General features: G+C 59.3%; 20 protein-coding genes and 4 tRNA genes. 8 read left to right on the top strand and 16 right to left on the bottom strand.

From position 1 onward, the window contains the following. Positions 1-299: 299 nt before the first annotated feature. The 6 genes from LXM55_RS23085 (at position 300) to LXM55_RS23060 (ending at position 6,985) form a co-directional block, all read left to right on the top strand. A complete protein-coding gene (locus LXM55_RS23085; protein WP_233322476.1) occupies positions 300-1,247 on the top strand; it encodes an ABC transporter permease in 948 nt (315 codons plus the stop codon). After that, positions 1,244-2,089, top strand: coding sequence for an ABC transporter permease (locus LXM55_RS23080; protein WP_233322475.1), 846 nt, complete (start codon positions 1,244-1,246; stop codon positions 2,087-2,089). The genes LXM55_RS23085 and LXM55_RS23080 overlap by 4 nt, the downstream gene beginning before the upstream one ends. Further along, complete coding sequence (locus LXM55_RS23075; RefSeq protein ID WP_233322474.1) at positions 2,086-3,069, top strand: ABC transporter ATP-binding protein; 984 nt, start codon at positions 2,086-2,088, stop codon at positions 3,067-3,069. The genes LXM55_RS23080 and LXM55_RS23075 overlap by 4 nt, the downstream gene beginning before the upstream one ends. After that, complete coding sequence (locus tag LXM55_RS23070) at positions 3,066-4,034, top strand: ABC transporter ATP-binding protein (RefSeq protein WP_233322473.1); 969 nt, start codon at positions 3,066-3,068, stop codon at positions 4,032-4,034. The genes LXM55_RS23075 and LXM55_RS23070 overlap by 4 nt, the downstream gene beginning before the upstream one ends. 34 nt (positions 4,035-4,068) lie before the next feature. Then, positions 4,069-5,583: an ABC transporter substrate-binding protein gene (locus LXM55_RS23065; protein WP_233322472.1), complete on the top strand. Its 1,515-nt coding sequence runs from the start codon at positions 4,069-4,071 to the stop codon at positions 5,581-5,583. A gap of 190 nt (positions 5,584-5,773) precedes the next feature. Further along, positions 5,774-6,985 (top strand): M24 family metallopeptidase, encoded by a 1,212-nt coding sequence (locus tag LXM55_RS23060; protein WP_233322471.1) that lies wholly within the window; start codon positions 5,774-5,776, stop codon positions 6,983-6,985. A 56-nt stretch (positions 6,986-7,041) separates the two neighbouring features. On the opposite strand, the gene LXM55_RS23055 is transcribed toward LXM55_RS23060, so the two are convergent. The 9 genes from LXM55_RS23055 to LXM55_RS23015 all read right to left on the bottom strand — a co-directional run bounded on the left by LXM55_RS23055 (position 7,042) and on the right by LXM55_RS23015 (position 14,847). After that, positions 7,042-7,596, bottom strand: a complete 555-nt coding sequence (locus LXM55_RS23055; RefSeq protein ID WP_233322470.1) for a fimbrial protein — start codon at positions 7,594-7,596, stop codon at positions 7,042-7,044. A gap of 8 nt (positions 7,597-7,604) precedes the next feature. After that, positions 7,605-8,114 (bottom strand): fimbrial protein, encoded by a 510-nt coding sequence (locus tag LXM55_RS23050; protein WP_233322469.1) that lies wholly within the window; start codon positions 8,112-8,114, stop codon positions 7,605-7,607. Then, positions 8,111-8,605, bottom strand: coding sequence for a fimbrial protein (locus tag LXM55_RS23045; protein WP_233322468.1), 495 nt, complete (start codon positions 8,603-8,605; stop codon positions 8,111-8,113). Before LXM55_RS23045 ends, LXM55_RS23050 begins: the two co-directional genes overlap by 4 nt. 10 nt (positions 8,606-8,615) lie before the next feature. Continuing rightward, complete coding sequence (locus LXM55_RS23040; protein WP_233322467.1) at positions 8,616-9,221, bottom strand: fimbrial protein; 606 nt, start codon at positions 9,219-9,221, stop codon at positions 8,616-8,618. Positions 9,222-9,262: 41 nt separating this feature from the next. Then, positions 9,263-10,018 (bottom strand): fimbria/pilus periplasmic chaperone, encoded by a 756-nt coding sequence (locus tag LXM55_RS23035; protein ID WP_233322466.1) that lies wholly within the window; start codon positions 10,016-10,018, stop codon positions 9,263-9,265. A 39-nt stretch (positions 10,019-10,057) separates the two neighbouring features. Beyond that, on the bottom strand, positions 10,058-12,538 hold the full coding sequence (locus LXM55_RS23030) for an outer membrane usher protein (RefSeq protein ID WP_325169911.1): 2,481 nt from the start codon (positions 12,536-12,538) through the stop codon (positions 10,058-10,060). Between the two features lie 46 nt (positions 12,539-12,584). Continuing rightward, complete coding sequence (locus LXM55_RS23025; protein ID WP_233322464.1) at positions 12,585-13,130, bottom strand: fimbrial protein; 546 nt, start codon at positions 13,128-13,130, stop codon at positions 12,585-12,587. Positions 13,131-13,205: 75 nt separating this feature from the next. Beyond that, positions 13,206-13,763: a fimbrial protein gene (locus LXM55_RS23020; protein ID WP_233322463.1), complete on the bottom strand. Its 558-nt coding sequence runs from the start codon at positions 13,761-13,763 to the stop codon at positions 13,206-13,208. A gap of 454 nt (positions 13,764-14,217) precedes the next feature. Next, complete coding sequence (locus LXM55_RS23015) at positions 14,218-14,847, bottom strand: response regulator transcription factor (protein ID WP_233322462.1); 630 nt, start codon at positions 14,845-14,847, stop codon at positions 14,218-14,220. Between the two features lie 305 nt (positions 14,848-15,152). Between LXM55_RS23015 and LXM55_RS23010 the strand changes: the two genes are divergently transcribed. Together LXM55_RS23010 and LXM55_RS23005 are read left to right on the top strand one after the other, a co-directional pair. Beyond that, complete coding sequence (locus tag LXM55_RS23010) at positions 15,153-16,328, top strand: EAL domain-containing response regulator (RefSeq protein ID WP_233322461.1); 1,176 nt, start codon at positions 15,153-15,155, stop codon at positions 16,326-16,328. Between the two features lie 120 nt (positions 16,329-16,448). After that, on the top strand, positions 16,449-20,096 hold the full coding sequence (locus LXM55_RS23005) for a transporter substrate-binding domain-containing protein (protein ID WP_233322460.1): 3,648 nt from the start codon (positions 16,449-16,451) through the stop codon (positions 20,094-20,096). 114 nt (positions 20,097-20,210) lie between these two features. On the opposite strand, the gene LXM55_RS23000 is transcribed toward LXM55_RS23005, so the two are convergent. From LXM55_RS23000 to rluD, 7 genes are all read right to left on the bottom strand, one after another. Continuing rightward, positions 20,211-20,287, bottom strand: a tRNA-Pro gene (locus LXM55_RS23000). 93 nt (positions 20,288-20,380) lie between these two features. After that, a tRNA-Lys gene (locus tag LXM55_RS22995) sits at positions 20,381-20,456 on the bottom strand. A gap of 5 nt (positions 20,457-20,461) precedes the next feature. After that, positions 20,462-20,538: transfer RNA gene (locus LXM55_RS22990), tRNA-Pro, on the bottom strand. 9 nt (positions 20,539-20,547) lie between these two features. After that, a tRNA-Asn gene (locus LXM55_RS22985) sits at positions 20,548-20,623 on the bottom strand. A 293-nt stretch (positions 20,624-20,916) separates the two neighbouring features. Beyond that, on the bottom strand, positions 20,917-23,481 hold the full coding sequence (gene clpB / locus LXM55_RS22980) for an ATP-dependent chaperone ClpB (protein ID WP_011063533.1): 2,565 nt from the start codon (positions 23,479-23,481) through the stop codon (positions 20,917-20,919). A 130-nt stretch (positions 23,482-23,611) separates the two neighbouring features. After that, positions 23,612-24,337 (bottom strand): peptidoglycan editing factor PgeF, encoded by a 726-nt coding sequence (gene pgeF / locus LXM55_RS22975; RefSeq protein WP_233322459.1) that lies wholly within the window; start codon positions 24,335-24,337, stop codon positions 23,612-23,614. Further along, positions 24,334-25,296, bottom strand: a complete 963-nt coding sequence (rluD, locus tag LXM55_RS22970; RefSeq protein WP_233322458.1) for a 23S rRNA pseudouridine(1911/1915/1917) synthase RluD — start codon at positions 25,294-25,296, stop codon at positions 24,334-24,336. The genes pgeF and rluD overlap by 4 nt, the downstream gene beginning before the upstream one ends. Positions 25,297-25,341: the final 45 nt, after the last annotated feature.

Below are 25,341 nucleotides of genomic sequence, written 5' to 3'. Positions count from 1 at the left end.
CACCCAGTAGAATGCCATGCCTCGGCGAGGGACAGCCAGAGCGAACCTATAAGATTTACTAGCTTACGGCGCTACCGCTTCCTCATTAAGTTGGATCATCAGGTAGCAACTGACAGGATGTTAGTGATGCGGCAGGAAATGGCGGCAGCGCCGCAGTACGACCAGGAGGTCTATAGCTACGGTATCGGGGATGCCTTCCCGGCTCCGAGGGTAAACTCCATCTGCCGACTGTCGGCACGACCACATCGCGCTCGCCTACCCGGCAACCAAACCCCCAGCTACAGCCTTGAGGTCATCTCATGAACCTCGGGCGTTACCGTTTTGTATTATCTCGTCCTCTGCAATTGCTACCGGTACTTTTCGGCATCAGCCTGATGACGTTTGTGCTGGTACGTTCAATTCCTGGAGACCCTGCCCGAATCCTGCTAGGCAGCCGTAGCTCCCCCTATGCGCTGCTGAAGATCAGGGCTCAATACGGTCTTGATCAACCTCTGTGGCAGCAATACTTCTACTTCCTAAAAAACCTGCTCAATGGAGAGCTAGGCCAGTCGTTGCTATACAAGGTCGACACTCTGAAGCTCATCAGTTCGCGCACTGAACCCACTCTGATATTGGTGTTGGGAAGCGTGGTCTTGGCGCTATTGATTGCACTGCCACTGGCCAGTTCAGCCGCGCGCCATCAAGACGGCAAGCGTGATCAATTGATTCGCCTGTTTACTACTGCGGGACTGGGGATGCCTGCCTTCTGGTTGGGAATCATGTTGATACTGTTATTCAGTGTGCAATGGGGACTCTTCCCAGTGTCAGGCTACGGCCGTACCTGGACCGAAAAACTGCATCATCTGGTGCTTCCTTGCCTGACCATCGCCCTGGCCTTGTCGTCTTTGCTGATTCGAAATTTGCGCGCAAGCCTTCTTCAAGAAATGCAGGCTGATCACATTGCTGCGGCCCGTGCCCGAGGCCTGGACGAAGCAGCAATATTTCGTCGACATGTACTACCCAATGCGTTGATTCCCACCATCAACTTATTGGCAGTGAATATTGGCTGGCTGATCAGCGGCACTGTTGTGATTGAAAGTCTCTTCGCAATTCCCGGTATTGGCCAATTGCTGGTACGTGGAATATTCACTCGCGACTATATGGTGGTCCAAGGAGTAACCATGGTGCTCGCTTGCGCCACTGTTATGGTGAACTTCCTTGCTGATGTACTGACAGTTGCCATCGATCCTCGGGTCAAAATCCAATGACCTCGTTACCTGTGGCTGAAAATTGGCGGCTGCATCTGGTATTGAGCAACGGTCGACTGGCGCTAGGACTGGGGATTCTTTGCCTCTGGTTGCTACTGGCGTTACTTGCGCCATGGACTGCACCTTTTGATCCACTGGAACACAATATCGAGTTGCGTTTGAGCGCTCCAAATTTCACCCACCTGTTCGGAACCGACAACTTCGGTCGAGATGTTTTGTCCAGGGTCATCTGGGGCGCTCGAGTAGATCTACAGTTATCACTTCTGGGCGTAATCCTGCCATTTCTGATCGGTACTTCTATAGGCGCGCTAGCGGGCTACATCGGCGGTGGCGTCGATACTCTGTGCATGCGTGTGACCGATATCATCTTGGCCTTTCCCTTCCTGGTCCTCATGCTGGCAATCATGGTGCTGATAGGCCCGGGCCTTGGCAGTTTCTACATTGCCATTGCTCTGGTGGGGTGGGTGTCCTACGCCCGCCTGACCCGCTCACAAATTCTGGTTCTCAAAAATAGCGATTTCGCCCTTGCTGCAAGAAGCCTGGGTTACAGCCATGTACGAATCCTGTTCCGACATTTACTACCGAATGCGCTGTTCAGCTCCATCGTATTTTTCATGTCCGATGCAGTACTGATTCTGTTGAATGGCGCCGCCGTCAGCTACTTGGGCCTCGGGGTGCAGCCCCCTACGGCAGAGTGGGGAACAATGATCGCTGAAGGCCAAAGTCTGATCACGTCGGCGTGGTGGATCTGCACCTTTCCTGGCCTGGCCATCGTCTCCTTGGCTATGGGCTTCAGCCTCATGGCAGATGGTATCGCCGAAATTCTCGGTGAACGCTCATGAATACCCCTCTGCTGCAGGTCGATGAACTTAGCGTTATTGCTCGCTCCAACGGACGCGATGTCACTCTGGTAGACCGTCTCTCATTCACACTCGCCGAAGGAGAAATACTTGGCCTTGTGGGCGAAAGCGGCAGCGGCAAAACGTTGGCCTGCCGTGCACTTATGCGCTTGCTACCCACAGGGAACCTCCATGCCCATGGTCACGCCGTACGGCTCGCCGGCACCAACTTGCTGGAACTGAACGACAACGAAATGCGCGCAATACGTGGCGGCCAACTAGGCATGGTGTTCCAGAACCCAAGCAGCCACCTCGACCCACTGATGTGTGTCGGTGAGCAAATCAGTGAAGGCATTCGCCTTCATCAGGGGGCCACAAAACAGGAAGCTCAGGCGCTGGCCATAGAACTGCTACGCCAGGTCGGCATTCCCGATCCGCAGGCCCGAGCCAAGCATTTTCCTCATGAGTTTTCCGGCGGCATGCGACAACGGGCGATGATCGCTGTGGCCTTGGGCTGCAATCCAAAAGTGTTGATCGCCGATGAGCCGACCACTGCACTGGATGTGACCGTACAAGCGCAGATCTTGCGCCTGCTACTGAACCTCAGAGACCAGCGAGGCCTCTCACTGATCCTGATCAGCCATGACCTGGGAGTAGTAGCCCAGACCGCTGACTCGGTAGCCGTGATGTATGCGGGGAGGCTTTGTGAGCAAGGCAACAAGCATGAAGTACTGACATCACCGCAGCACCCCTACACGGCAGCCTTGATCGATTGCCAGCCCTCCAGAAGCACTGGCTTTAGCGGCCTGAAAACGATCACTGGCCATCCTCCCCAGCCAGACGCACGCCCCCAAGGCTGTCGATTCAGCTCACGCTGCCAACAATCCAAATCGCAATGTATCAACGAGCGCCCAGACTCCCGACCAATCACTGAAAATCAACTAGTTGCCTGCCACTTCCCACTGAGGGCCTCCTTTCCATGAGCCTGCTGCAAGTCACGGACCTGCACGTCCATTTTCCAGCCAGTTCTGGTTGGCTCGGAATGCATAAACGATGGCTGAAAGCAGTCAATGGCGTCTCCTTGAGCCTCGCACGCGGAGAAGTTTTAGGTTTGGTTGGCGAATCAGGAAGTGGCAAGAGCAGCCTCGGGCGAGCGATTCTGTATTTAGAAGAGATACGCAGCGGAACAGTGTCGTTCGACGGCGTCGATATAACCCGTGGTAACAGGTGCGATATTCAACGTCTGCGACATGAAACCGCGATGATTTTCCAAGACCCATACGCCGCCCTCAATCCACGAATGAAAGTTGGCGAAATTCTCGCGGAAGTTTTGCAGGTACATCACAGACTTCCGATAGAACAAAGAACGGATCGAGTGATGGAGTTGCTTAGACTCGTGGGGTTACCCAAAGAGATGGTTTCGCGCCGACCTCACTCCCTGAGCGGAGGTCAATGCCAACGACTGGGAATTGCACGGGCTCTAGCAGTCGAACCCAGACTGATTGTTGCCGATGAATGTGTTTCAGCTCTGGATGTGTCCATTCAAGGGCAGATCATCAATCTGCTGCTGAAACTGCGACAGCAAATGAACCTGGCATTGTTGTTTATCAGCCACGACCTATCAGTGGTTCATCGTGTCTGCGATCGAGTTGCAGTGATGTACATGGGGCAAATCGTAGAAGAGGGTCCTGTGGAAGCCGTATTCAATCGTCCACATCACCCCTATACAGCCGCTTTGATTAGCTCCATTCCCCAGTTGGACCCAAGCAAACCCTTGCCCACTCATCCTCTGCCAGGTGAACCACCCAGCCCATTAAAGCTGCCATCCGGCTGCATGTTTCATCCTCGCTGCCATCTAGCGCTACCTGCTTGTGCCAAGACGCCACCTCCTATCCGGTCTCTACAGAACCGACGCTATAGCTGCGTATTAGATGAAACGCAGTTCTAAAAACTAAAAACACATATCAACAGGGAGTTTGATTATGAAAACAAGACACCGACAGTTACTGGCAGCTGCGTCACTTCTGGCCTGTACATTGACCAGTGGTATTGCTCAAGCGGCCGGAGTTCTAACCATCGGCTGCCGGGAAGAAAGCACTACCTTCGACCCGATCAAAAGCGCTCAGAATCGTGACAGTTGGGTATTCACCAACGTGTACGACGTGCTCGTACGTGTCGACAAGGCTGGAACCAAACTGCTTCCGGGCCTGGCAAAAAGCTGGAGCGTTTCCGACGATGGGCTGACCTATACCTTCAAGCTGCGTCCAGCCAAGTTCTCAGATGGCTCTCCCATCACTGCTCAGGACGCAGTCTTCAGCCTGCTGCGAATTCGCGACGATAAAACTTCGCTGTGGACCGATACCTACACCATTCTCGACAAAGCCGAAGCATCGGATCCTGAGACCCTTGTGCTGACCTTGAAAAGTCCCTCAGTACCCTTCCTCGCTCAACTGGCGTCTCCCAATGCCTCAATCCTGTCACAGCAGGCAATGGCCCGAATGGGAGACGAGGCCTACGCGCAGAAACCCGTTTCATCCGGCGCTTTCATCGTCAAGGAGTGGCTGCAAGGGGACAGGGTGATCTTGGAAAAGAACCCTCACTTCTGGCAAGCCGACACCGTCAGCCTTGATGGCGTGGAATGGATCTCCATACCCGATGACAATACCCGAATGCTCAAAGTCCAGGCTGGGGAACTAGATACCGCGCTCTTCGTACCTTTTTCTCGAGTCGACGCCCTGAGGAAAGATCCAAATCTGGTGGTACATCTGGACCCGTCCACACGAGAAGATCACCTGTTGATCAACCATGAGCACGGACTGCTGGCCAAGCCACAAGTACGTGAGGCTCTGGACTTGGCAATCGACAAGAAGTCCCTAGTGGACGCTGTCACCTTCAGCCATGGTGAGGTGGCCTATTCATACATTCCTAAAGGCGCTATGTACCACTACGCCAATAACCTGCAGCGCCCGTATGATCCAGAAAAAGCCAAGAAAATGCTGGAGCAGGCTGGCGCCAAGGGCCTGAAGCTCAACTACGTGGTCAATGCCGGCAACGAAGCAGACGAACAGATCGCCATACTTGTCCAGAACCAGTTAGCGGCCGTAGGGGTGACAGCCAACCTGCAAAAGGTTGATCCCAGCCAAAGCTGGCAAATGTTGGTCGACGGTAACTACGACCTCTCGGTCATGTATTGGACCGCCGACATCCTCGACCCAGACCAAAAGACCACATTCGTCCTTGGGCACGACACCAACATGAATTACATGACCCGCTACAAAAACCCGCAGGTCAAGGAGCTGGTGGCTGCCGCGCGGGTAGAAATGGACGCCTCCAAGCGCGAACAAATGTACGTCGATCTGCAGAAGTTGGCCAAGCAGGACGTAAACTGGATCGACCTCTACTACAGCCCCTACATCAACATCTCGCGCAAGAACATCGAGAACTTCCAGCAAAGTCCGATGGGGCGTTTCTCCCTGGAGGAAACCGTCAAGAACTGACACTCCGATGCCCCGCAACCAGTGCCAATGGCCTGGTTGCGCGGTTCCTCAGTCCGTGAAAACAGCGCCTGCAGCCACCCCAAGGTCGGTACTGCGCATGCCAACCTCTGCCCTATCTGCTGCAATGCAGTGTCCCGGCCCACCCTGGTGTGGCGCTACGCATCGCTCATAGCAGACAAGGACCCGTGCCATGCAGATGCCCCGGACGCTTCAATTGCGCAACGGTGACAAAACCCCGGCAACCTTCTCCCACGAGGAATACACCCGGCGCCTGGGTGTCCTGCGGGCCTACATGGCTCGGCAGGATATCGACGCGGCGCTGTTCACCTCGTATCACAACATCAACTACTACGCGGACTTCCTGTATTGCTCCTTCGGCCGTCAATACGCCCTGGTGGTGACCCAGGAACACAGCGTGCTGATCAGCGCCAATATCGATGGCGGTCAGCCCGGACGTCGGGCGATCTGCGATGCACAGGTGATCTACACCGACTGGCAGCGGGGCAACTTTTTCGTCGCCGTGAAACAGGCCCTGCCCCTGGCTTCGCGATTGGGGCTGGAGTTCGATCAACTGACACTGCCCAATCACCAGGCCTTCGCCGAGCTGTATCCCCAGGCGCAGTTGCTGGACATCGCCACGCCTTGCATGAACATGCGCATGCTCAAGTCCGCCGAGGAGCACGCGCTGATCCGCCAGGGCGCGCGGATTGCCGATACGGGGGGAGCCGCTGCCATCGAAGCCCTGCACGACCAGGTGCCGGAATACGAAGTGGCCCTGCACGCCACCCAAACCATGGTGCGGGCCATTGCCCAGACCTTCCCGGCGGCCGAGCTGATGGACACCTGGACCTGGTTTCAGTCGGGGCTCAATACCGATGGCGCCCACAACCCGCTGACCTCAAGGCGGGTCAACCCGGGAGAAGTGCTGAGCCTCAACTGCTTCCCGATGATCGCCGGCTACTACACCGCCCTGGAGCGCACGCTGTTCCTCGGGCATTGCCCCGACGCCTGCCTGCGGCTGTGGGAAATCAACGTCCAGGTGCATGAAGCCGGGCTGCAGCTGGTCAAGCCCGGGGCCCGCTGCAGTGACATTGCCCGGCACCTGAACGCGATCTACCAGGAACACGACCTGCTGCAATATCGCACCTTCGGCTACGGCCACTCATTCGGCATCCTCAACCACTACTACGGGCGCGAGACCGGGCTGGAGTTGCGCGAGGACGTGGAGACCCTCCTCGAGCCCGGCATGGTGGTGTCCATCGAACCGATGCTCCGGCTGCCCGAAGGCCTGCCCGGTGCCGGCGGCTATCGGGAGCACGACATCCTGATCGTCAATGAGCACGGTGCAGAGAACATCACCGGGCTGCCGTATGGGCCACGGCATCACATCATCGGCGGCTGAACCTTCACGCCACGCGGTTCGCTGTGTGGCGTTGTTCACTCGCGCGGGGATTTCGCTCAGTCGTAGCTCAAGATAAAACTCAGCGTTGCCACAATGTTGCCGCCCTTGATCGACTGCGTGGCCAGGGCATCCGCCTCTGCCTTGAGGTAGGCCATGAATGAAATCTGATTGGCGCCATTGCTCAGCGGGCCCATCGGATTGCTCTGTTGCAGTGGCAGCAATTGTCCGTCCTGGGTTTCCAGACCGATGAGCACGCCTTCGGCCATGCCCTCACCGGGGGTCGGCTTGAGATAGTCCGGGTAGGCAGCGCTGCTGGGGCCCTCGAACAGGATCTTGACCTGGACCTCGTCCTGCCCGATGTCGCAGTCGAGCAGGTGCAGCACGATGGGCTCGCCGCGGGTGCGACCGCTGCGATAAAGCTCCTTGTCGCTGGCGACGAAACCCGGCGGGTCCTGCTCCCGATCTGCGGGCAACAGGGTACAGGGCTCGGCCACCAGCGCGCCGGAGAAGAACAGGTTCTCGGTGGCGGCGGCAGGCAAGGCGATACTGGCAAAGACGCTCAGCACCAGCAGATAACCGAACCAGAGCAGGCAACGACGGTGTGGCTTCATGGGGGCTCCTAATAGAGTTCGGCAATCAACGAGGCCGAGGCGGAAAACCGGTTATTGGACAATTTCGCCCCCAGGTCCTTGACCGGCACCGCCTCAAGTTTTGGCAAGTCCGCAAGATTGACCAGCCTGGTTTCGTCAATATCAAAGTCTTCGTCACCCAGCCGCAGCTTGATCCCCAGGCCCTGGACGGAGGTCTTCAGGACCTTGGGATCGAAATCCGCCGGCGTGCCCTTGAAGGTCAGCTTCATGCGCCAGACCAGGCCTGCCCCCCCCAGCCCCTCGCACTCGACCTGATAGGGCACCTGCTGGCGGTAGTTCTCGCCATTGATCTTGCTGATCGCGATCTGGCTCTTGAACGCGACCTCCAGGAACTGCCCCTGATCAGTGACCGTACAGGCAGGGGCAATCAGCCTGCCGTGAAACTGCATGTTCTCCTGCCCCAGCCCAAGCCTCGGCAGAGCCGCCAGCAATAGGCTCAACGCCAAAACCACCGGTTCAGTGCGTCCACGATTGTTCATTGATAGTCCACCACCAGGGTTGCTCCGGTCTTGAATTCGCCGGGAGCCAGCGTGCTGCCGCCACCGCGCACCAGCACCGCCTTCAGCTGTGGCGGGACTGCCGGGTTGAAGTTGAACCATTCATCGCGGCCGATGGCGTCGCTGCCGTTCTTCAGGGCTATCCCCAGGTTGTCGGTACCCGTGACCGCCAGCAGCTGGTTGTTGAAGCTTGCCGGGGTGCCAGTGATCCGCATGCGCAGGGCATGGTTCATGGCGCGGCTGCAATCGAGTCCATAGTTGATGGGCACGGTCTTGTAGGCTCCGTCGATCTTGGCGATCTGCACGTCACCGAACGGCACATCGATCAGCGCGGTATTGCTGCCCTGGATCACGCAAGGGATCGCCGCCTTGATCGACCCAATGACGTAGATCTGCATGTCTCCATGGGCCGGCAGCGCCAGCCACAACAGTGGCAGCGCCCAGCCTCTCAGTAGCCATCGGCTGATGTTCATGCCATGCACCTCAGTCGTAGCTCATGCGCAGGTTCAGGTTGGCGCGAAAATGCCCTGGCGACAGGGGCGCCGGCGTGCGCTCGGGAATGATGTAGTACGTCAGTTGATTGCTGCCGGGCGAGACGAACCAGGTGTGCCCGGAGCGCCCCAGGGCCAGCGGTCGCCGCAGCGCATCGCTTAGGCGCAAGCCAAAGCCGCCAGCCCCCTGGACCTTGACCAGTTGCGGGCTGTCGGGATCGGCCACGGCGCTGAAGCGCAGGCTCGCCACCGGTTCGATCGCACTCCAGACCAGCGTGGCGCCCTGCGCCTCACGCCGGCCGCCCTGAGTCCTCACGCAATCGCGCAACTTCAGGGTGACCGCCACCGGGGCGCCCTGATCGCCGGGCCGCGACAACCGCGCAGTACTCAATTCGCCCAGCCAGACTTCCTGATAGGCCGAGCCCACATCCAGGTGACAGGCACTCTCCAGCAATGCGCCGGAGACCTGGAGGATCGCCGTTCGATCGTCACTGGCCACCTGTGCCCTGGCCGATTCGGTGCCGGACAGCGCCAGCAGGGCCAGCAGTGGAAGAACCCGGCCGTGCCCGCCGCTGCAAATCCGTGGGTTGCGCTTCATGCTATTCGCCTCGCCCTGTTGATGTTTCGCCAAGGTTGCAATCAGCCCGGGTTGTTCACGGACTTGGCATTGCACTGACCGCCTGCGCACTGGAACTCCAGCAAAGGCCGGCCACCGTAGTCATTCACATAGGTCAGTACCGGCTTGGCACCGAGGCTCTTGGCGCTGACGTCCAGTAGCAGTTGGCCCTTGGGCTCGATCATGAAGGGCTGGAAACCGTCCACGGTCTTGCCGCCCGCACTGCTGCTGGCATCGATCAGGGTCACGTAGTAAGGCGTGGGGTTGTGCACCGTGTAGCGGTCCCCCGCCAGGCTCAGGGTCAGTTGCTCTTGCCACGGCGCCTGCGTCGGGTTGGCGCCACGGGCGATGGCCGCGGGGCGATAGAACAGCTTGATCCGGGTTTGCAGGGCAATCTGCAGGGTGTTGGGCTTGTCGCTGCGCGGCGGCACTTCCCGCAGGTTGAAGTAGAACAGCGTCTCGCGGTCCTGGGGCAGTTGGCTCACCTGCGCCAGCTTGAGGATTTTCACCTGGCTGCTGGAGCCGGCTTCGAGCCGCTGGATCGGCGGCAACACCACCAGCGGGCTGGTGATCTTCTGATCCTGCTCGTTCTCGATCCAGGCCTGCGCCAGGTACGGCAGCTGGGTGTTCTGGTTGTTGATGTTGAGGCTCACCGACTTATCGTCGCCGTTGAGGATCACTCGCGTGCGGTCCAGCGAAACGGCGGCCTGCAACGAGGGCGCGGCAGCCAGGGCGAGCCAGGCGACAAGGATGAGGTGTTTCTGATCAAGCGATTTCATGGGGGCCACTCGTGGTTATCCGTTGACTAGGGGGGGGGCTTAAGGGTGGACGTCGGTGGACGACCGACAGAGGAACTGCGATTCGACATCCTCGACAGGGGGCGCTTCGGGCAGCACGAAACGGCATTGATCCTTGCCGTCCCAATGCAGGGTCATGGTGGCTCCGGGTTGCATGCCGCTCAGGTACACCAGGCCGTCCTCACTGAGAATCCCGGTCTCCTGGCCGCGGCTGTTACGCACGGTGCTGCCGAAAGGCGGGTGCCGCTGATCGGCCAGAAGCACTCGCACCATGGCCTTGTGCCCGGCGATCACGTCGAAACTGCGGTAGCCGATCGCCCCTTCGGTCAGGGTGAATTCCGCCACCGACTGGGTGGCCTCGACATCGTCGTCCAGGCGGTCGAGGTCAATGCTTGCCTGGTTGCGGTAGTAACTGTTGACGTCGGTAATCACCGCCTTGCCGAAGCGATTGGTACGGCTCGGCACACCGCTGCCACGCACCGGCACGCCGGGCACGCCCTGGGTGTCCACCAGCAAGCGGGTGCCGCCCATGTTGCTGCTGCGGTGCAAGGCGCCGCCTTCGGGGGTCAGGGTCGCGCCGCCCTGCACCGACAACCCCGCGGAGCGGTACTGGCCGGCCTGGTAGCTGGCACTGGCCACCACTTGGGCCTGGCTGCCGTCATGGGTCAGGTAGCCACTGGCGGTATTGCCGGCCTTGGCTGTGCCCGCGCTGAGCATGTAGCTGTTGCGTTCATCCTGACGTTCGAAATAACTCAGGTTGTGGCTGCTGTCGTTGCGGCTGGCGGTCGTGCTGTAGCTGACCGAACCACGCTCGCCCCAAGGCAGGCTGACGGACAGATACGCCCCTTCATCGATGCCGCCGTAGGCCTGGTTGCGATAGGCGGTCAACGACAGGCTGACGTTCTTGACGTTTCCCAGGTTGAAGTAGCGCGACAGCGACAGGCTGTAGCGGTCGCTCGGCGCACTGTTCCAGTAATTCTGGTGGCTGTAGTTGAGATAGAGGCTGATGTTCTGGTCGCGAAAGCTCTTGCTGACGGTGGCCGTGTACATTTCCTTGCTCCGGTTGATCGGCTTGCCGCTGCGCCGGGCATCGATGAACTCGTTCATGCTCATGAAGTCCTCTTCCGAGAAGCGATAACCGGCAAACGTCACCTGGCTGTCGTAATCCTCGAAACGCTTGGAATAACTGGCGCGATAGGACTTGCCCATCAGGCTGTCACCCTGGGGCAACTGCGCCCGGGATTGCGTCACGTCCACCGACAATGCACCGAAGGCCAGCAGGTCACGGCCAACCCCCAGGGCCACCGAGCCATAGTCCTTGGCGGCCAGGCTGCCGCCATACAGCGACCAGCCGTTGCTGACCCCCCAGGAAAATTCCCCGCTACCAAAGGCGGGCCCTTCCAGGCTGTGGTCCCACTCCGACGGTTTGCCCGCCGCCAGGCGATAGCGCACGGTGCCGGGCCGGGTCAGGTACGGAATGCTCGCGGTGTCCACCTGGAACTCCTGGTGGCTGCCGTCCTGCTCCTCGACCTGCACATCCAGCTTGCCGTTGACCGCATCGTTCAGGTCCTGGATGCGGAAAGGGCCAGGGGGCACCTGGGTGTCGTACAGCACCCGCCCCAACTGGCGCACCACCACCCGGGCGTTGGTCCGCGCCACTCCGGTGATTTCCGGGGCATAACCACGCAGGTTGGGCGGCAACATGCTGTCGTTGGTGGCAAGGCTCGCACCGGTAAAGCGGAAGCTGCCGAACAAGGTGGAGTTCAGGTAGTCCTCGCCCACGGCCAGGTTGGCGCGCAACGAAGGCAAAGCGCGCAAGGCGTAGAAACGGCTCCAGTCGAATTGCCGATGCGTCTGTTGCCCGGAGGCCTGTTGCATCTGCGCCTGCCAGTCGGCGCGCAGGCGCCAGGCTCCCAGGTTGAGACCGGCGGTGCCGTTGCCACTGAGCTGGTTGCTGCTGCCCTTGTTCCTCAACTGATCGCTGGTCTGGGCATTGAGGTTGTAATCGAGCAGGACGCCATTAACGCCCTCCTCCCAACGCGATGGCGGGTCCCAGTTGGCCGCGGTGTATTCCAGGGATTCCTGGGGAATACTCAGGTGCAGCGTCGCGGCCCCAAGATCACCGCGCACCTGCATCCCGGGAATGCTGGTGGTATCCAGGCAGGCTCCGCCGTGCCACCAGGCCAGGGTCTTGAGCACCTGCGCCTTCAAGCCCAGTTCACTCACCAGCGCGCTGGAAATACACGCCAGGCTGCCCTTGGGGTCATCGTCCGGAGCGATGAATTGCACCGGTCTTTCGGTCAAGGAATCACGGTTGACCTGAACCACCAGGCTGTATTGGCCGGGCAGAATAAAGTTGGCTCTGGCGAACAGACTAAGATCCAGGCTCTGTTGTTCTTTGACATCCAGAACATCGATATTGAATTGATACTCTTCGGCTGCGCCAGCCATGCCGGCAATACACCACAAAGTAGTGGCAACCCATACTCTGTGTTGACTCACGCGACTCACTTCCCCGGCTATTAATATCGCTGCAGAACACCTCACATCAGAAGTGATTGATTCCGAGCCTGATTGTGGCGTGATAGTCGCCAGCGCTCAGCGAAGTACCACTACCAATAAGTGTCAGCGAATAATTAAGTGCCATGTCTGTGGCGGCAACTTCGCTGCCTTTAACTGGAACTCCGGGTATGACCGAGTTTCCGTTAATATCCTTTATATGTATGGCGATACCTTGGGCGGTACCTTGGGTGGCGAAATGCCCATCGTTGCCGTCGCCCTCGAAAACCACCGTAAACGAGTTGAATAACGACCGCCGGGACAAGGTATTGCTCGAGCCGCAGTTAACGATCTGTATATCAAGTGCCTGTCGGGTCGCAGCGTCACCACTGACCAGCCCATGCACCGGTGTCGGCGCCATGCTGATGGCCTGATACTGGCTTTCGACCTGAATGGCACAGGCCGCATCGAAGATCTCCCCGACCATCTGCAACTGGCCTTTCTGCAGCGGTGGCTGCGCCTGAACCGGCAGCGCACTCCCGGCAATCACCAGCCAGAGCAAGGACCTGGGCCAAACAACCGTCGAGCGTCTCATGACACCTCCGGGAGGCACGCCCGGAGCATGCACACTGCACATGCTCCGAGACGCCCCTGCTAGCTATACCGAGAGTTACTGGTAAGCCAGGGTAAAACCGGCAGTGGCATCGAACGTGCCGCCCACGATGTCAGCCGCAATCACTTCCGTGCCACTTTCACCACCGAGCGCGGTGTCGCCCTGCAGGTAAGCGCTGAAACGCAGGTTGTTGTCGCCTGCCGAGAGGTTGAACACCGAAGACGCTGCACCCAGCTTGATCAGGCTGCCACCGTCGTCGGCGATCGCCAGGCTCGCGCCTTCCACGCCCCCAAGCTTGAGCAGGCCGTCATTGCTGGACTCGGCACCGGTAAAGGTCGCGGTCACGGCCTTCAGCGCACTGTTGTCACAACCCTGCAACTTGATGACGAACTTCTTCAGGGCGGACTTGCCGCCATTTTTCAGGACGCTGCTGGAAATCGAGTCCATGGCCAGGGTTTGAAACTGCGTGTCACTGGTGATGGTGCATGGGGATTCGTTGATTTCACCGGTAAAACGAATCTCGCCCTTGGCGCTGCTGCCTGCCGCCATGCTTGCCGCCGAGGCGGCACCGAGAACTATTGCCGCAACAGCTGCTGTGATTTTGCTGAGTTTCATTCTTGAGTCCTTAATGGAAATCCTTGAGGTTAAATCGCACCCTTCAAGCAATTAACCGACGATTCTTGATTGCAGTTGGAACTTACAAAAAACATCGCCATCAAGTTATTGCTCATCTAGTGCTGGAGCCCATTCTATTTTCGTTAGACGCTCATGCAGATAAGACAAGGGCGATACTCATTTCAGAAATTTCCCAAGCACTACCCGCGATGCCTTAAGAGCTGAAAAGCACCTCTTTTCTCTATCGATGTCCAAGCGTGGAGCGGCCCACAAATAACCCACCCCTCATCCGCCACATTGCATGACGGAAACCGAAGTGTGATTGCCGCAAATTTCAGGCGAAACAGCCCGAGGCGGATACCTGTAGCGGTATCAGGAAATAGAAAGAGCAAAACAAAGGTGACTCGTCAGTGCTTGAGTACAAGGCTGGCGAGCAGTTCGAAGAGGAAACGAGTCAGGGAATCAGTGCATTGCGCTTGGCGAACTCTGCCAGGCCAACTTGCGAACCGAGGCCGAGCTTGTGCAGTAAACGAGTCTTGTAGGTACTGACAGTCTTGTTACTGAGAAACAGCTTTTCACCAATGGCCTTGTTGGAATACCCCTGGGCCAGGTACTGCAACACGATCATCTCGCGATCCGTCAGCGAAGCGATCTGCTCGGCCTCGGACTGTTGTTGCGCCACCGGGGCAGAAACGTCCAGCACCAGCGACGGATAGAAGGTGTAGCCCGCCAATACCGCATTCAAGGCCACCACCAGGTTGTTCAGGTCTTCCTCTTTGTTGACAAAGCCCCGTGCGCCGAGCTGGATGCAGCGTTTGCAAAAGCTTTCCACCGACTGCGAGGTCAGCACCAGTACTTCCGTCGGCAGCCCCAGCGCCTTGATCCGTGAAAGAACCTTGAGGCCATCCAGTTTGGGAATGCCAATGTCGAGAATCACCACATCCGGCACAAGTTCGCGAACCAGTTCCAGTGCGTCCAGCCCATTGTCCGTTTCAGCAACCACCTGCATGTTGTTCTTTTCCAGCAAGACCTTAACGGCGAGCCTCACAACCGGATGATCGTCAACTATCAATACGCTGGGCATTTGCTCATTTCACCTTAGAAGCTTGGCCATCGGCACATATGACGGCCTGGAAAATATACGGGATTGCTCTTGCTGGCAGGTAAATTTCGCAACTACGCGCCAGCCTTAGACCCGCCATCACCTCTTGCGAAATTCAGACTCCCGGCTATTAGCCCAGGTTACAAGCGGTTATTCATACCGACCGAAGGATTCAGGCAATCTGATTTTTCATTAGGAAGTTTCCTACGCAACGAGGGGATTTGCCTCATGGTCCTGCCCCAGGAACCTTACGCAAGATAGCCGACAAACAATGACATGAGCCGGCAATGCACCCCTTGAACGTACTGGTTCTGGAAGATGAACCGCTGCAACGCCTGGTCACCGTCACCGCCCTGAAGAAAGTCATGCTGGGCCAGGTGCATGAGGCCAGCAGTGGCGCTGAAGCGCTTACGCTGCTGGAACGCGCCACCTTCATGGACATCGCCATCTGCGACCTGAAAATGCCCGGCGTGGACGGCCTGACGTTCCTGCGCCACGCCAGCCAAGGCGGCAAGCTGCGCTCCGTCATCCTGTGCAGCCAGATCGACCCGAACCTGCGGCATGCCACCGCCCTGATGATCAAGCGCCTGGGCCTGAACTTTCTCGGCAACCTGGGTAAACCCTTCAGCCTGGAGCGCCTTACCACCTTGTTGACCCGTTATCAGACTCAACGCCACAACCGCCCAAGCCCTTTGCAACAGTCGGAGCTTCCGACCCTGGCCGATGTGATTCGCGGCCTGGACGACGGCGAATTCGAACCCTACTACCAACCCAAGGTGGCGCTCTACGATGCAGCCCTGCAAGGGGTCGAGGCCTTGGCCCGGTGGAATCACCCACAGCTCGGGGTGCTGCCGCCGTCACACTTTCTCTCCATCATGGAGCACTACAACCTGCTGGACCGCTTGTTCTGGCAGGTGCTCGACCAAGGCCTGGCGCTACGGCAAAAGCTCGCGGAGCGAGGCCACGCACTGCGCTTCTCGTTCAATCTGCATCCAGCGCAATTGGCCAGCGAGACGCTGACCGACTCCATTACCTCATTGCTCACACAGTTTCAGGTGCCCTACAGCAGCATCACCTTTGAGATCACTGAAAACAGCCTGCTCGACGCCCCCGCCAGCAGCCTGGAAAACATGGTGCGCCTGCGAGCTCTGGGCTGTGATCTGGCGCTGGATGATTTCGGTGCCGGTTATGCCTCGCTGGATCGCCTATGCGAACTGCCATTCAGCCAGATCAAGCTGGATGGCACCTTCGTGCGCAAACTGCGCCATCAACCCCGAAGCAGCGCGATCATCAGCTCCACCGTGGCGCTGGCCCGCTCGCTGGGCCTGTCACTGATCATCGAAGGGGTCGAGACGCTTGAGCAGAAAGAGCGTCTGCTGGCGCTTGGTTGCCTGGTCGCCCAGGGCTTTCTGTTTGCCCGCCCCATGCCCGAAAGCCACTTTATTGCCTATTGCATGCGCTGAACCGCCCTCCTGCTCATGCCAGGCAAGGATCGGCCACTGCAGCCGGCGGCCTCCGCCTGGGTCTGTTGGCCAGGTCATTCATGAATGACTCAAATTCGCCCCCTATTACTTGAAGTGATCATGCATCCACGACTTATCTGTCTTCTTTTCTGCCTGGCGATCACCTGCACGCAACTGACAGCAGTCCAGGCTTCACACCAATCCAGCAACCTGTACAGCACGGCCCATATCGATCATCACGATCTCACGCTGGCCAGCGAGGACTGGGCCTGGCTGCGCCGCAAATCCGAACTGCACATGGGCGTGGTGGCCACCGAATCACCGCCGTTCAACATCAGCCACGACAACAGCCAGTACGAGGGCATCAACGCCGATATCAGCATGCTGATCGGCCAGGTCCTTGGGATGCGTATCAAACTCAGCGCTTTTGACACCCCTGCTGATGCCCTCCAGGCGCTGCAGGCGGGCAAAATCGACATGCTGAGCAACTACCAGCCCACCCAGCCTGACCCTTCCGTCATATACACCCAGCCCTATGCCGAAAGCCGCCTGGCGCTGTTCAAGCGTCAGGACGAGCCGCGTCACTCACCGGCCAACCTTGCCGGGCTGCGGGTCTCCGTGACCGAAGAACACCGCGCTGAACTGCAGTCCTACTTTCCCCTGGCACGCTTGATGGTCTATCCGACCCACAACGAAGCCATAGCCGCCGCGGCCTTTGGCAATGCCGACTTGTATGTGGACGATGCCTTCAGCGCCTACTACCAGATCAACCGCTCCTACTATGGATTTCTCAAGTTCGAGCGCTTCGTCGAATTTTCCAGGGGCGGCTATGGCTATGTCCTGAAGGCCGACAACCAGCGCCTGTTGCGAATACTCAACCAGGGCATCAACGCCATCGGCCAGGACAAACGCAATGCCTTGAGCCAAAGCTGGGTGGGCAACGGCTTCATTCCCTCGGACGACAAAGTGCAACTGACGCCGGAAGAGTCACAGTGGATCGCCCGCAAGCCCATCGTAAAGCTGCTGATCAACGATGACCTGGCACCCGCGGCATTCTTTGACGCCAATGGCGCGTTTTCCGGAATTGTCGCCGAACTGCTGGACACCATTACCCAGCGCACCGGCCTGCGTTTCCAAGTGGTGGCCCGCAACGGTAGCTACCCACAGCAGATCGAGGCGCTGCAACAATTCCAGGCGGACCTGGCCATCATGAGCGCCAGCCCGCAACGCTCGGAAACCCTGCGCTTCACCCGCCCCTTCATGAACAGCCCTTTCGTGCTGGTCACCGCGACCGACAAGGAAGGCAAGGCCCAGGCACCAGGAGACCTGAACGGTAAACGGCTGGCGATTCCTGCCGGGCATGTCGCCCTGGCGCTCGTCCGCGAGCGCTATCCGAATGCGCAGGTGATCGAGACCGGCGCTTCGCTGGATGCCATGAACAAGGTCTATGCCGGGAGCGCCGAAGCGGCGCTGGTGTCACTGCCCGCTTCGCGCTACTACATAGCTCGCCTGTTCAAGAATCGACTGGCGATCGCCGAGCTGATCCACAGCAATCAGGCCAGCGCCCGATTCACCATGCGCCGCGCGGATTCAGAGCTGCAATCGATCCTCGACAAGGCCTTGCTCAGCCTGCCGCCGGACGATCTGAACGCGCTCACCAACCATTGGCGCTCGCAGCCCGAAATGAGCGGTGAAACCTGGCGCGACTATGAGCTGGTGATCGCGGAAATCGTTTCTGGGGCCTCGCTGCTGCTTCTGCTGACGCTGGCTCGGGTGTTCTACCTGCAACGCCGGGTCAAGGCCGAGAAAACCCTCAACGACCAACTGCGTTTTATCGAGACGCTGACCGAAAACATGCCGCCGGCGCTCTACATCAGGGATATGGAAGGCAAGATGCTCTCCTGCAACCGCAGCTACCTGCAAAGTGTCGGCCTGAGCTGCGAACAGGTCCTGAACAAGACCGTGCAGCAATTGCCGGCAGCCCACTTCGCGGCAGAGCCGGACCTGCATCAGCACTACCTGAGGGCGATCAGTGAAGGCCAGAGCAGCAGCGCCGCGTATGCGGTGCAGTTGCAGGGCAAGGACGCCTGGATCGAGCACTGGATCCAGCCTTTCCAGGACGCCAATGGCGTGACCAAGGGCGTGATTTGCGGCTGGCTGGACATCACCAAGCACCGCGACGTGGTTCAGGAGCTCAAGGAAGCCAAGAACCTTGCCGACGAGGCCAGCCGCGCCAAGACCACGTTCCTGGCAACCATGAGCCACGAAATACGCACCCCCATGAACGCCATCATCGGCATTCTGGAACTGGCGCTGAAACGCGCCGACAGCGATCGAATCGAGCGTTCGAGCATCGAAATCGCCTACGGCTCGGCAAAGAGCCTGCTGGAGCTGATCGGCGATATCCTCGACATCGCCCGCATCGAATCCGGACGCCTGAGCCTGTCGCCCAAACGCGCCAACCTGCGCGAACTGGTGGAGTCGGTAGCCAGGGTGTTCGAAGGCCTGGCCAGGCAGAAGCAACTGAGCCTGATCCTGGAGATCGACTCCAGCATCAACGGCGACGTCCTGGTGGACGGGATGCGCTTCAAGCAGATCCTCTCCAACCTGGTGAGCAACGCCATCAAGTTCACCGAAGCCGGCTTTATCAAGGTGACCATCAGCGGCGATCTGCTGGAAAGCTCGCTGTTGCAGGTCAAGCTGTGTGTCGAAGACTCGGGAATCGGCATTTCCCCCAGTGATCAGCAACGTCTGTTCCAGCCGTTCTCCCAGGTGCAACGCAACGTCCAGAACACCGAAGGCACCGGCCTGGGCCTGGTGATCTGCCGTTCGCTGTGCGAAATGATGGGTGGGCGGGTGGAGATGAACAGCGCCCTCGGGCGCGGCACTCGTGTCGATATCGAACTGCGCCTGCAGGTGCTGGAGCGAGTGCTCAGCCATCAACGCCCGCCCCTGGACAAGAAACGCCACATGTACCGCCAGCAGATTCTGGTGGTGGATGATCACTCGGTGAACCTTCAGGTTCTGCGCCAGCAGTTGGGCTTTCTCGGCCATGACGTGGTCGAGGCGCAAAATGGTGAGCAAGCGCTGCACCTCTGGCGCGCTCAGGACTTCGACCTGATCATCACCGACTGTCACATGCCGATCATGAGCGGCGCCGAGCTGGCCCGGGCGATTCGTCGGGAGGAGCGTGAGCAGGCCAACGAACCGATCATGATCATCGGCCTGACCGCCGACGCCCAGCCTGAGGAGGTGGAGCGCTGCATCCAGGCCGGGATGAATGATTGCCTGATCAAGCCCATCAGCCTGGATGAGCTGGAGGAGCGCCTGTTATCCGTTGAAGAGATCGACGACGAAATACCGGAGCTCACCCCACCGCCCAAGGAAGCCTGCGCTCACTCGCCGCGGGTATTTGACCTGGAATCCCTGCAAACGCTGGTGGGCAGCGAACCTGCGATGTTGCAACACATCCTCAATGAATTGCTCAGCAACAATCACACGGACCAGTTGACCCTGGAGAGCCTGCTGCAGAAACAGGCCACGGCAGAACTCGCGGAACTGGCCCATCGCATCAAAGGCGCGGCGCGGGTGGTAAAAGGCGAACAGCTGGTGGAAAGCTGCCGCCAACTGGAGGACGCCTGCCGGAGCCCGGAGCTGTCGATGGCCCAGGTCTCGGAGTCCGTGGCGCAAGTGATACAGGCCATGGAGACCCTTGAGCGGCATCTGCTTGAGCAGCAGCAGATCTGGGGAAGGACGCCCACCGAGTAATGATCATGGGCACTGCCTGCCAGGCAGTGCCTGTTGCCAACGCTGTCCAGCCATCGGGTTTTCTGCGGGCAAACAAAAAAGGGCACCTCGATGAGGTGCCCTTTTTCGTGAATATGGTCGGGGTAAGGGGATTCGAACTCCTGACATCCTGCTCCCAAAGCAGGCGCGCTACCGGACTGCGCTATACCCCGGTAAAAAAAAGGCACCTTTTAAAGGCGCCTTCTTCGAACAGCGCTTTTGGCTTCTGTTCTTAAGATTCGATTCCAGCCAACTGGTCTCAAAAATGGTGGGTCGTGTGGGATTCGAACCTACGACCAATTGGTTAAAAGCCAACTGCTCTACCAACTGAGCTAACGACCCAAAAATGGTCGGGGTAAGGGGATTCGAACTCCTGACATCCTGCTCCCAAAGCAGGCGCGCTACCGGACTGCGCTATACCCCGGTTTGAAATTGGCTCCGTGACCAGGACTCGAACCTGGGACCCAATGATTAACAGTCATTTGCTCTACCGACTGAGCTATCACGGAACTACATATTTCAAGTTACAACTTTTACTTCATCCTCTTTGGCTTTCCCGTATCGCTACGTTCATGCCTCTGAGGCGCGCTATTTTACAATCTTAAAACTACCTGTCAACCCCTTAAATTGCTTTTAAGACAATGATTTGCGACTTCATTGTCGGTTTCTTCTACATCAGAAAAAACCAGGGGGTGACTGACTGCGGGGCGCACTTTACAAGCCTTTTCCTTACAGTTCAACACCCTAGTGAAAAAAAGGCCTCGCAATGCGAGGCCTCTTCCACAAACCCACCGCGGAGTGATCAGGCGAAGACGATTTCGTCGTCCTGCACCGAGGCGGTGACTGTAGCGCCCGGCAGGAAGCCACCGGACAGAATCAGCTGGGCCAATGGGTTTTCGATCCAGCGTTGAATCGCCCGCTTCAACGGCCGCGCGCCATACACCGGGTCGTAACCCACGGCGATCAGCTTGTCCAAGGCTTCGTCGCTCAACTCCAGGCTCAGCTCGCGCTCTGCCAGACGGCTGCGCAGGCGACCCAGCTGGATCTGCGTAATGCCCGCGATCTGATCCCGTGCCAGAGGCTCGAAGATCACCACCTCATCAACCCGGTTGATGAACTCCGGCCGGAAGTGGGTCGACACCGCGTCCATCACCGCTGCACGTTGTGCTTCGCGATCCCCTACCAGTTCCTGGATCTGTGCCGAGCCCAGGTTGGAGGTCATGACGATCACCGTGTTGCGGAAATCCACGGTACGTCCGTGGCTGTCCGTCAGGCGGCCATCTTCCAGAACCTGCAGCAGGATGTTGAACACATCCGGGTGCGCCTTCTCGACTTCGTCCAGGAGGATCACCGAGTACGGCTTGCGACGCACGGCTTCGGTCAGGTAGCCACCCTCTTCATAACCGACATAGCCGGGTGGTGCACCGATCAGGCGAGCCACGGAATGTTTCTCCATGAACTCGGACATGTCGATCCGCACCATGGCTTCCTCGGTATCGAAGAGGAATTCCGCCAGGGCCTTGCACAGTTCGGTCTTACCCACGCCGGTCGGGCCGAGGAACATGAACGAACCGCTGGGCCGGTTCGGGTCGGACAACCCGGCTCGGGAACGGCGCACAGCGTTGGCCACCGCCACCACGGCTTCGTTCTGGCCAATCACCCGCTCGTGCAGCAGGCTTTCCATCTTCAACAGCTTGTCACGCTCGCCTTCGAGCATTTTCGACACCGGAATGCCGGTCCACTTGGACACCACTTCGGCAATTTCTTCCTCGGTGACCTTGCTGCGCAGCAACTGGTTCTCGCTGTGGCCGTGCTGGTCGACCATCTGCAGGCTGCGCTCCAGGTCCGGGATCACCCCGTACTGCAGCTCGGCCATGCGATTGAGGTCGCCCTTGCGGCGCGCCGCCTCCAGCTCCTGGCGCGACTGCTCGATCTTCTGCTGGATCTGCGCGGAACCCTGCACTTCGGCTTTCTCCGAGGTCCAGACTTCCTCCAGGTCCGCGTACTCACGTTCCAGGCGGACAATCTCTTCCTGGAGTTTTTCCAGGCGCTTGATCGCAGCCTCGTCGTCTTCTTTCTTCAGGGCCTGGGATTCAACCTTGAGCTGAATCAGGCGCCGCTCCAGACGGTCCAGCACTTCCGGCTTGGAGTCGATCTCCATGCGGATGCGGCTGGCGGCCTCGTCGATCAGGTCGATGGCCTTGTCCGGCAGTTGCCGATCGGTGATGTAACGATGGCTGAGCTTGGCCGCGGCAATGATCGCGCCGTCGGTGATCGCCACCTTGTGGTGCACCTCGTAGCGCTCTTTCAGGCCACGCAGGATGGCAATGGTGTCTTCCTCGCTCGGCTCGTCCACCAGCACTTTCTGGAAGCGCCGCTCAAGGGCTGCATCCTTCTCTATATATTGGCGGTACTCGTTGAGCGTGGTAGCGCCCACACAATGCAGCTCGCCACGGGCCAGGGCCGGCTTGAGCATGTTGCCCGCGTCCATCGAGCCTTCGCCTTTACCGGCGCCAACCATGGTGTGCAGCTCGTCGATGAACAGGATGATCTGCCCTTCCTGCTTCGACAGCTCGTTGAGCAGGGACTTCAGCCGCTCTTCGAACTCGCCACGGTATTTGGCGCCAGCGATCAAGGCCCCCATGTCCAGGGACAGCAGGCGCTTGCCTTTCAGGCCATCCGGCACTTCGCCATTGATGATCCGCTGGGCCAGGCCTTCGGCGATGGCGGTTTTACCCACGCCAGGCTCACCGATCAGCACCGGGTTGTTCTTGGTGCGACGTTGCAGCACCTGGATGGTCCGGCGAATTTCGTCGTCACGGCCAATCACCGGGTCGAGCTTGCCGTCTTCGGCGCGCTTGGTCAGGTCCACGGTGTACTTGTCCAGGGCCTGGCGCGACTCCTCGACGTTGGCGTCATTCACCGCCTCGCCGCCGCGCAGGTTGTTGATGGCGTTTTCCAGGGCCTTCTTGCTCACGCCCTGGCCCAGCAACAACTTGCCGAGCTTGCTGTTTTCATCCATGGCGGCGAGCAACACCAGCTCGCTGGAGATGAACTGGTCGCCTTTCTGCTGCGCCAGGCGGTCGGCCTGGTTGAGCAGGCGCGCCAGATCCTGGGACATGTTGACGTCGCCCGTGGGGTTCTGGATTTTCGGCAGCTGGTCGAGCTCTTTGCTCAGTTCCTTGCGCAGGCTGTTGACGTCGAAGCCCACCTGCATCAGCAGCGGCTTGATCGAACCGCCCTGCTGTTCCAGCAGCGCCTGCATCAGGTGCGCCGGTTCAATGGCCGGATGATCGAGGCCAACCGCCAGAGATTGAGAATCGGATAAGGCCAGCTGCAATTTGCTGGTTAATCGGTCTATACGCATTAGTCACCTTCCTTTTGAGCAGGCCGGAGCGATGGACACACCTAAATAGAGAAACCTGCCAGATGCTTCACTAGATGCGGTCGATTCTGGGAGATTCAAGCGCCAGCAGGTTGACGCAGGTCAGATTAGTCTAGCGCTCAAGCCAGATAAGGGAGGCAAAGCGTCCCGTGCGCGGGCTGCGCCGGTAGGAGAAGAAGCGCGGATCGCTCACGGTGCAGTAACCGCCGCCATAGACGGCCGTCACGCCCCGGGCGGCCAGGCGCAGGCGCGCCAGTTGATAGATGTCGGCCATGAAGCGCCCGGCATTGGCGCTCGGCACGAAGGCCTGCTCGGTTGCCGGCAGTTGGCCAACGAACGCTTCACGCACTTCGGCCCCCACTTCAAAGCGCTCCGGGCCAATGGCCGGCCCCAGCCATACCAGAACCTCGGCAGGCGGCGTATCCAGGCAATCGAGGGTGGCTTCCAGCACGCCCGCCGCCAACCCGCGCCAACCGGCGTGGGCCCCTGCGACCCGGGTTCCGGCACGATTGCAGAACAGCGCCGGCAGGCAGTCGGCAGTCATCACCGCACAGGCGATGCCCGGGGTAGCGGACCAACTGGCATCCGCAGTGGCAACGATAGACGGATCAGCATGGGCTACCGCCACCCCGTGCACCTGCTGCAGCCAGGCAGGGGCAATACCGAAGTGTTCGGTCAGGCGACGGCGATTCTCCGCCACCGCCGACGGCTGATCATCGACATGGTCACCCAGGTTAAGGCTGTCGAAGGGCGCCAGGCTGACGCCGCCGGAACGGGTAGTGACGCAGGCTTTGACTCCAGCCGGCGCAGGCCAGTCGGGAATCAGCCAGTCATTCATCCGATGAACGCCTCACGGTCTTGCTTGAGCAGCGACAGCAGCCAGACGAAATCGTCCGGCAATGGCGATTCCCAACTCATGCGAATACCGGTGGTCGGATGATCCAGTTCCAGGAAGCGTGCATGCAGGGCCTGACGCGGGAAGTGCTTCAGCGACTCGACCATGGTCTGGCTCGCCGCCGGCGGAATGCGGAAGCGGCCGCCGTACGCCGGATCGCCCACCAATGGGAAATTGATATGCGCCATGTGCACCCGGATCTGGTGGGTACGGCCGGTTTCCAGCTTGACTCGGACATGGGTGTGGGAACGGAAGCGCTCCAGTACCCGATAGTGGCTGACGGCCTGCTTGCCGCCTTCCATCACTGCCATGCGCTGGCGCTGCTGGCCGTGACGACCGATCGGAGCGTTGATCTTGCCCCCGGCGGTCACTACGCCAATCACGATGCATTCATAGATGCGGCTGACGCTACGGCTCTGCAACTGAGCCACCAACTGGGTCTGCGCCTGGATGGTCTTGGCCACCACCATCAGACCGGTGGTGTCCTTGTCCAGGCGGTGGACGATACCGGCCCGCGGCACATTGATAATGTCCGGAACGTGATGCAGCAGGGCGTTGAGCAAGGTGCCATCAGCGTGGCCGGCGGCCGGGTGCACCACCAGGCCCGCGGGCTTGTTGATCACCAGGATGTCGTCGTCTTCGTAGACGATGTCCAGCTCGATGTCCTGGGCAATCCATTCGCCCTGGGCCTCTTGCTCGGCGGTCAGCTCGAGCATGGCACCGCCGTGCACGATGTCTCGCGGGCGGATGACCGCTCCGTCCACAGTCAGGCGGCCCTCTTTGATCCAGGCGGAAAGGCGCGAGCGCGAATGCTCAGCGAATAGTTGGGCGGCGACTTGATCGAGGCGTTGACCGCCCAGTTCGGACGGCACCTCTGCGCGAAGTTCAATTTTATCGGACATGCTCGGACTGGGCGTCGGCACAGCCTTTGGTTTCGGCTGCGCGCT

This window comes from Pseudomonas sp. Au-Pse12, from assembly GCF_021341665.1.
GTDB lineage: Bacteria > Pseudomonadota > Gammaproteobacteria > Pseudomonadales > Pseudomonadaceae > Aquipseudomonas.
The sequence above is the reverse complement of the archived record's forward strand: the minus strand, read 5'-3'. Positions and strand labels throughout refer to the sequence as shown.

What these genes read in the sequence shown, in the direction of transcription:
- LXM55_RS23085 (WP_233322476.1), top strand. Translation starts at nt 300, where the DNA reads ATGAACCTCGGGCGTTACCGTTTTGTATTATCTCGTCCTCTGCAATTG.
- LXM55_RS23080 (WP_233322475.1), top strand. Translation starts at nt 1,244, where the DNA reads ATGACCTCGTTACCTGTGGCTGAAAATTGGCGGCTGCATCTGGTATTG.
- LXM55_RS23075 (WP_233322474.1), top strand. Translation starts at nt 2,086, where the DNA reads ATGAATACCCCTCTGCTGCAGGTCGATGAACTTAGCGTTATTGCTCGC.
- LXM55_RS23070 (WP_233322473.1), top strand. Translation starts at nt 3,066, where the DNA reads ATGAGCCTGCTGCAAGTCACGGACCTGCACGTCCATTTTCCAGCCAGT.
- LXM55_RS23065 (WP_233322472.1), top strand. Translation starts at nt 4,069, where the DNA reads ATGAAAACAAGACACCGACAGTTACTGGCAGCTGCGTCACTTCTGGCC.
- LXM55_RS23060 (WP_233322471.1), top strand. Translation starts at nt 5,774, where the DNA reads ATGCAGATGCCCCGGACGCTTCAATTGCGCAACGGTGACAAAACCCCG.
- LXM55_RS23055 (WP_233322470.1), bottom strand. Translation starts at nt 7,596, where the DNA reads ATGAAGCCACACCGTCGTTGCCTGCTCTGGTTCGGTTATCTGCTGGTG.
- LXM55_RS23050 (WP_233322469.1), bottom strand. Translation starts at nt 8,114, where the DNA reads ATGAACAATCGTGGACGCACTGAACCGGTGGTTTTGGCGTTGAGCCTA.
- LXM55_RS23045 (WP_233322468.1), bottom strand. Translation starts at nt 8,605, where the DNA reads ATGAACATCAGCCGATGGCTACTGAGAGGCTGGGCGCTGCCACTGTTG.
- LXM55_RS23040 (WP_233322467.1), bottom strand. Translation starts at nt 9,221, where the DNA reads ATGAAGCGCAACCCACGGATTTGCAGCGGCGGGCACGGCCGGGTTCTT.
- LXM55_RS23035 (WP_233322466.1), bottom strand. Translation starts at nt 10,018, where the DNA reads ATGAAATCGCTTGATCAGAAACACCTCATCCTTGTCGCCTGGCTCGCC.
- LXM55_RS23025 (WP_233322464.1), bottom strand. Translation starts at nt 13,130, where the DNA reads ATGAGACGCTCGACGGTTGTTTGGCCCAGGTCCTTGCTCTGGCTGGTG.
- LXM55_RS23020 (WP_233322463.1), bottom strand. Translation starts at nt 13,763, where the DNA reads ATGAAACTCAGCAAAATCACAGCAGCTGTTGCGGCAATAGTTCTCGGT.
- LXM55_RS23015 (WP_233322462.1), bottom strand. Translation starts at nt 14,847, where the DNA reads ATGCCCAGCGTATTGATAGTTGACGATCATCCGGTTGTGAGGCTCGCC.
- LXM55_RS23010 (WP_233322461.1), top strand. Translation starts at nt 15,153, where the DNA reads ATGCACCCCTTGAACGTACTGGTTCTGGAAGATGAACCGCTGCAACGC.
- LXM55_RS23005 (WP_233322460.1), top strand. Translation starts at nt 16,449, where the DNA reads ATGCATCCACGACTTATCTGTCTTCTTTTCTGCCTGGCGATCACCTGC.
- clpB (WP_011063533.1), bottom strand. Translation starts at nt 23,481, where the DNA reads ATGCGTATAGACCGATTAACCAGCAAATTGCAGCTGGCCTTATCCGAT.
- pgeF (WP_233322459.1), bottom strand. Translation starts at nt 24,337, where the DNA reads ATGAATGACTGGCTGATTCCCGACTGGCCTGCGCCGGCTGGAGTCAAA.
- rluD (WP_233322458.1), bottom strand. Translation starts at nt 25,296, where the DNA reads ATGTCCGATAAAATTGAACTTCGCGCAGAGGTGCCGTCCGAACTGGGC.